Source organism: Pseudoalteromonas sp. SWXJZ94C, from assembly GCF_015864385.1.
Classification (GTDB): Bacteria; Pseudomonadota; Gammaproteobacteria; order Enterobacterales; family Alteromonadaceae; genus Pseudoalteromonas.
This window is the reverse complement of record NZ_JADYXF010000090.1, coordinates 1-5,531: the sequence shown is the minus strand read 5'-3', so window position 1 is coordinate 5,531 and position 5,531 is coordinate 1. Positions and strand designations below refer to the sequence as shown.

Here is a 5,531-nt window from a genome sequence, read left to right as displayed (position 1 = left end):
AAAGCGGGAAGATGCTTAAAATCATAAGGCGTATCAGCACGTTCGCTACTAGCGATTTCAACAGGCAAGTCACCCGCTACCAGCGGATCCCCATTTTCATCAACAAAAATAGCGTTATAAGGGTCAGACACGTCAATCTTCCAACCTTCACCATCAAAAATGTCATCATTATTAACGTCATATCCAATATCGACAGATAACGTTATACCATCGTAGGTGTGTGTAATTGTTTGTTTATAATCATCATCATCTCGGCCTTGAGTATCGGGTATAACAGCAAAGCGCCAAACATTATCGCTATTATTTTCTGCAAGTTTATTAGCTCCTTGCGTCACCGTTGTACTTTGCAAACTTTCCGTACTTTCATTTACAACCTGCTCAGTACTTTCCGTTGTATCTAAATTATCAGAACCACACGCAAAAAGAGCATTTGAAATAACAACTATTAAAGCGGTTTTGCTTAAAGCCTTCATTAGGGTATTTACCTATTATTTAATTATAATTTTATGGCAACTTAGCTTCACAGCAGCCAAATAGAAATAAAGTAAATAAGGTACAGGGGAAATATTACAATTTTATGGAAATATAAATTAACAACAAAATAAACCAAACTGCCACTCAAATTATTAATGACATAAAAGTAAAACCAACCAATAACAATTGATATATTGATGAAAATCAATAGATTGCCCCACCAATCGTAGGGAAATATTTATAATTTAGACTTTATAAAATGACATAAAAAGCAAAGGTCGTTTTGGCGCGCCTTGTTTTTCTGATTTTTTATAGGGTCGAACACGTGTGACGCTCACTCGAACTTCGGCAAAGTACGGGCGTTAATAAAACTTGTAACAACATGCAAAATGTAAGAACTGACATCATTTAGTTTTGAAATTCTATCATTTATAGAAAATGATATTCTTATAGATTAGGAGCGATCGAAACCAACAACTAACACCAATTATCGACAACCTTTCAAAATTAAAACGTACTACTCAAGTTGAATATATGCCATATTCAATTAACCACCATTTAATAATGGTACTTTTTAGCTAATAAAGGATTGATAAGTGGCTATTTTACGATTTTTTTTAACTATTATTTTTGTAATATCTATCTCAGGATGCATCGGTGCAGGTGTTGTGTACTCTCATGATAAAGAGGAAAGTGTTTCTTTAACTAAATCAGAAGTAAAAAAGCAATTTGGTGAACCTATCAAAATAAAGTCTGGACAAAAAAAAGAAGTTTGGTACTACAAAGCTAAAGACGAAAGCATTAATGGGTTTTTTATTGGACTTGGTATACCCCTACCGCTCTTTATTAATGTAGATGAAAAAGTTATCGTTGAATTTGAAGGCGAAACAGCAACGAAATTAATATATAAGAATTCACAGCAAAAAACGGTTGGTGCATTTTGCAAGTTTGTACCAGCTTTGCATCATGGTTCAGATACTTGGTCTTGCCATTTGGGTACAAAGTCAGGGGTAACCTAAAAGCAGTAAACTGGGGGCACGTCTTGCCTTTTGCCACTCTACTTTTGAATGACCACTTCTGGCTGTGAGTTCGGCTAAGAGTATGAGGAATTATGATGTATGAAGTCAAGATTTGACCCTCGCGACTTTACAGGATTTGACCCCTTAGTTAATGGGTGACCCCTTAGTTCTTTTTATTAAATAAGGTTCTTAAGCAACAAGGGAGTAAAACACTTTCTCCCCTCGAGTTTTTCAAGTAACCGTGAAATATCATCAAATCAAGTTAGCTGCCCCTTGATATTTTTAATTTTCCAACACCTCAAATTTTTTGACTAATCTTCTAGTCTCAATTCAGCCAATTCTTCAATATACTCTAATTTATCTACAATAAATTGCTCAAAAGAATCTGCTACTTTCGTAACATCTAACGCTTCGGAGCTTAATTCAACAACTATCCAGTTATTTAGTGAATCAAATGCATATAAAATATCACTAGAATTGCTCGCAAATATATACATGCCTATATATTGCTCAATATCTCTTTTAAAAATAGTGATATATGATACGGGTCCATCGTCTAAATAAAATGTCGAATCTAAATCACCAAAACCAAATTCTGCAATAAATTCGATATAACTTTTTGGAACCCCCTCCCACAAACTTTCATCGATATTATCTAAAAGTAAATCTATTTCATCAATACAATCCCCAAAATCACCTTCATAATACTCGTTAGAAGTAATATTTTTAATAGACTTATTAATCTTTGTTTTATTTAACATAATTACCTTCCAAATAATTTTTCTGCAGGTCCACCTGCTCTGTGAATTCCACCTTGATGTTCTGCGCCTCTCATTACTGGAGTTATATTCCACCACTCAGCCTTACCACCAAACTTATTTTCAATTACGTGATGTGCGTCTTAATTTCTTATTTTAACATTACCTTTTTTATCAGCGACAACTTAACTAGACAGCCACTCTAATTAAAAAAATATAACTGTGCCTAGATTCTAATTGGAAGTGCAAATTTAGGATGGATGTCTAGGGTCTGTTGATCTTTGCGGATTAAAACTTGTTCAAACTAGGGGCTATTTAATCGCGGCGCGAGATTTGTAACCTAGTGGGCTAAGTCAAAACCGAGCAACAAAGAGTAAATAGCCCCTAGGAAGAACCCTTTGGGCAGCGCCTGTTTGGCATTAATGCTACGTTATCGCCTATTTATGGGGAATAACCACACTGTATAGGCTCTGCCTTGCCTAAATACCAAACAGACTGCTGCAAATTTAACCTTGAAAGATCAACAGACCCTAGTTTATTCTAAAAAAAGGTCTTAGGATCGCCTCTTACCTTTAGCTACTTTTTTTACCGCTTGCGGTATTCAGTCAAACTTCAGCAAAGAGCGATAAGCGGACATTGAGATTGGCCAAATATCGTCGTGAATTGATTCGTTAAAGTGTGTCGTTAGCGCATATATTCATGAAAATGAGTGCTGCGCGCATATTGGTTCATTTAACTTTACCTAAAAATTTAGTGATAGTAATGCTTTAGGTAATTTGTTAAAACTATATAAAGCAGATAAATGAGCATTAAGTCGGTAGAAATATGCACGATGAGTGCACTATTAAATTATTATGTGCCGCGAAATTATTATGTAGATTTTTATGTAAGGATGAAAAATTGGAGCAGTTAGTCTTAGAGTTTAAAAAGCATAAACGGTTTTGGTATCCAGAAGTTGATGTTTCAAAACTTAACGATCGTATCTTTGAGCTAAAAAATGAAGGTTGGATAGTTATTTCTATTACACCCAATAGTAATTGGCTCGGTGTTGTTAAGTCTTATAGTATTCTCTTGCAAAATAATTCTTAAGCTTAGTGTAATTGAAATATAATAAGTAATCGAATAAAGACATAGGCCTTACGATTTTTCGCCACTGGCACATTGTCGATATTCCGCTTTGAGCGATGAGCGGACTGTCAAAAATTATGATGTATGAAGTCAAGATTTGACCCCTTAGGTCTTAGGTCTTTATTAAAGATTTGACCCCTTAGGTCTTTATTAATTTCGTTAAGCGGTACTTGGTCATGGGCAACGCTTACCTTTATTTGGACTGTGGCGCTTGCAGGCGTTGCCTATAAAGTACTTATAAAAAATGGTAATAAAAAAATATCACTCGCAACTTACTAATGGGTTGATTTGCACTTGCTATTGTATATCCGCTTTATTCAATAGTTGATGTAAAAGCACTTTATTGGTTACTTGCCGGTGGTGTATTTTACAGCTTAGGCACCTTTTTTTACAGGGCTAAAAATACGCAATTTAGCCACGCAATTTGGCATTTATTTGTTATAGCTGGGTGTGTTTGCCATTATATTTCAATTAGTAATTACGTTTATTAAACTGGTATAGCCATTTAAAGTAGCCTAGTTTGATTTGTAATTTTAAAAAATCATGGATGATCAATGTATAATTTAAATCTAACACCTCTTTTTTTTATTTTAGCTTTAGTTCCATTTCAACTTTTAGCTGAACAACAGCTGCCCACTAAATTTGATAATAACCGCATCTTTCTTACTCCAGAACTGAAAGATGGTCAAAAGCTAAAGTTCTTTACAGATACAGGTGGCGGTTGGAATGCTATATCGAAAGAACTTCATCAACAATATAAATGGCCTTCTATTAAAAAAGAAGACGAAGGTAATGTGCATACACTGTCAAGTATGCCGGACTTTCAAGCTGGCTCAGTAATTCCTATTGGTGGTTTGCAAAACTTTATGGAGGGCTATTTATTTATAGTCCCTAAGGATGAACTATCAGTCGAGGAAGACTTCGATGGTTTTTTAGGTGCCCGATGGCACGCAGAAAAAATTATTAAAATTGACTATCTAAATAAATCTATGTCCATCCTGCAATCTTTAGATGAAATAAACTTATACAAATTCAAAAAGATAAAACTAGGTTTTCAAAAAGACTCGCAACAAAAATACACTACAGCATTTCCTAGAATCGAAATAGAAGTTCAAGGGATAGAATACCAAATGCTTTTAGATACTGGTGCAACATCAACATTAACGGATGCAGCGGCAAAGCATATGCAAGGTACATCAAAGGTAGTAGGTACTTCTTTTATTTCAGCTAGTATTTTTGATAATTGGAAAACTCAAAACCCAAGTTGGCCTGTTATTGAAAAGGCGGAGTCTAATACTAGAGAATCAATGATAAAGGTCCCTAAGGTTATGATTGCCGAGCAAATTACAGGGCCTGTTTGGTTTACACGGAGGGCAGATAATAACTTCCACAAATTCATGTCTTCAATGATGGATAAAAAAATAGATGGAGCTTTAGGTGGTTCAGCTCTTCAATATTTTGAATTGGTAATTGATTATATAGACGAGTCTGCATATTTAAAGAGCGAACTTTAAACAAAGGAGTCCATTTTGGTTCTCAGCCAATAGTTGTACGCCACATACATAATAAACACATAATATCGACACCAAAGAAGTGAGCTATGTTTAAGCTTCTCAATCAGTTATATAGTCCATTAAAGCCCCTTGTGAGGCTACACGTTTTACTTAAAAGCTATATTACTGAGCTCAAAATTTTACTTAAGGAATTTTTATGAATGAACTAATTGCATCTTTACATTTGGCAGTTAATAAGCTGATAAAATCAGTGCCTCAAATAAAAACAAATGGCGATAATTATAAAGCGGATAAAAATGAAAAAGACAACTTAGAGCGTACCCATTATTCGGTTTATCTTAACTATACAAATAACACAGATGATAAAAAATTCAACAAGTACATGAACTATGATGACTACATGCAAAAGGCAGAGTGGAAAGTTATTGCAGTTACTTTTTTAATTTACGAAATATTAAAAGCTCGAAAAAAGACTTCTTAGAACTTAATGATGATGAGAGAAAAATAAATGATGAAGCGTTACGTGATGGTCTGTCTCTCATTATATCTAAGGCAGTTCCGTTAATAAGGGATTTATATCCATTATATATCGACGATATAGATTTAGAAGTTGAACATCTAAACAATTTACAAATGAG

Annotated in this window: 5 protein-coding genes and 2 pseudogenes; 5 read left to right on the top strand and 2 right to left on the bottom strand. The window is 34.4% G+C overall.

Features of this window, described 5'->3' with window-relative positions; all coding sequences use genetic code 11:
* A pseudogene (locus I6F65_RS20800) lies at positions 1 to 473 on the bottom strand (hypothetical protein); the annotation flags it as partial.
* Positions 474 to 1,070: 597 nt separating this feature from the next.
* Between I6F65_RS20800 and I6F65_RS20795 the strand changes: the two are divergent.
* The gene (locus I6F65_RS20795; RefSeq protein WP_197114724.1) at positions 1,071 to 1,493 is read left to right on the top strand and encodes a hypothetical protein; all 423 of its coding nucleotides are present in this window, start codon (positions 1,071 to 1,073) and stop codon (positions 1,491 to 1,493) included.
* A 311-nt stretch (positions 1,494 to 1,804) separates the two neighbouring features.
* On the opposite strand, the gene I6F65_RS20790 is transcribed toward I6F65_RS20795, so the two are convergent.
* Positions 1,805 to 2,254 carry a hypothetical protein gene (locus tag I6F65_RS20790; protein ID WP_197114722.1) on the bottom strand — a complete coding sequence of 150 codons (450 nt, stop codon included), beginning with the start codon at positions 2,252 to 2,254 and terminating at the stop codon, positions 1,805 to 1,807.
* 897 nt (positions 2,255 to 3,151) lie between these two features.
* Between I6F65_RS20790 and I6F65_RS20785 the strand changes: the two genes are divergently transcribed.
* The 4 genes and pseudogenes from I6F65_RS20785 (at position 3,152) to I6F65_RS20770 (ending at position 5,374) form a co-directional block, all read left to right on the top strand.
* Positions 3,152 to 3,340, top strand: coding sequence for a hypothetical protein (locus tag I6F65_RS20785; RefSeq protein WP_197114720.1), 189 nt, complete (start codon positions 3,152 to 3,154; stop codon positions 3,338 to 3,340).
* Positions 3,341 to 3,526: 186 nt separating this feature from the next.
* Positions 3,527 to 3,870 (top strand): annotated as a pseudogene (locus I6F65_RS20780) (hemolysin III family protein); the annotation flags it as partial.
* 63 nt (positions 3,871 to 3,933) lie between these two features.
* On the top strand, positions 3,934 to 4,893 hold the full coding sequence (locus tag I6F65_RS20775) for a hypothetical protein (RefSeq protein ID WP_197114718.1): 960 nt from the start codon (positions 3,934 to 3,936) through the stop codon (positions 4,891 to 4,893).
* 196 nt (positions 4,894 to 5,089) lie between these two features.
* The gene (locus I6F65_RS20770; protein WP_197114716.1) at positions 5,090 to 5,374 is read left to right on the top strand and encodes a hypothetical protein; all 285 of its coding nucleotides are present in this window, start codon (positions 5,090 to 5,092) and stop codon (positions 5,372 to 5,374) included.
* Positions 5,375 to 5,531: the final 157 nt, after the last annotated feature.

Bases quoted from the DNA above. Each gene is read 5' to 3' on its own strand.
- I6F65_RS20790 (WP_197114722.1), bottom strand. From the start codon at position 2,254: ATGTTAAATAAAACAAAGATTAATAAGTCTATTAAAAATATTACTTCT.
- I6F65_RS20775 (WP_197114718.1), top strand. From the start codon at position 3,934: ATGTATAATTTAAATCTAACACCTCTTTTTTTTATTTTAGCTTTAGTT.
- I6F65_RS20770 (WP_197114716.1), top strand. From the start codon at position 5,090: ATGAATGAACTAATTGCATCTTTACATTTGGCAGTTAATAAGCTGATA.